This window comes from Vibrio sp. 2130-1, from assembly GCF_033339515.1.
In genome coordinates this window covers 1-654 of sequence record NZ_JAWOUT010000354.1, presented here as the reverse complement: position 1 = coordinate 654, position 654 = coordinate 1, and the positions used below count along the sequence as shown (strand labels likewise).

General features: G+C 43.9%; 1 protein-coding gene and 1 pseudogene. Both read right to left on the bottom strand.

Features of this window, described 5'->3' with window-relative positions:
• Positions 1-262: ChbG/HpnK family deacetylase (locus R7Q09_RS26185; RefSeq protein ID WP_318143948.1), on the bottom strand; the 262-nt coding region annotated here is incomplete at its 3' end.
• A gap of 18 nt (positions 263-280) precedes the next feature.
• Positions 281-654: pseudogene (locus R7Q09_RS26180) on the bottom strand (6-phospho-beta-glucosidase); the annotation flags it as partial.

Sequence of the window (654 nt, the reverse complement as noted above, 5' to 3'; positions counted from 1 at the left end):
ACAATTCACTGTATTTGACGAAATGCGTTCTACCATTGGTTAAGTTTGGGTGCTCCGTGAGAGGAGCACCTGCTGTAAACCGTAGATGTACGCCAATTTTTAAGTCTGGATTTTGATGAGCTAACTCGATTGCATTCTGCTCGGCATCCATCCCTACCATCATAGTAGTCGATTTCACGACACCATCTTGATGGGACTTTACAATGCCGTTATTAACACCTTGAGTCAGACCAAAATCGTCCGCATTAAAAATGACTTTCATTGACGCTCTTCCTTAGTATTACAACGCTGTAAGTTTAAATTGAGGCAAATAAGGCGCATTAACCGCTAACAGCTCATCCAATATCGCTTTCGCTCGACCAATGTCTGGCACCAAAGGATTATTCGTTAATGCCATCAATGCTTTGTCGTAGTTACCTTCAACAGCGGCTTCTATCGTCAACTGCTCATAAGCTTTCACTTGATGCAGTAGTCCTTTGATGTTGTTTGATAGCTCACCAACAGCAAGGGGTTTTGCCCCCCAACTACCAATCACAGCACTGCATTCAATCACGGCATCATCCGGTAGGCCATTGATCGCGCCGTTGTTTAAAACGTTTACGACATGAATGCTGTTACGGTTGTTGTAAATGGAGTCGACGAGATTGAGTGACG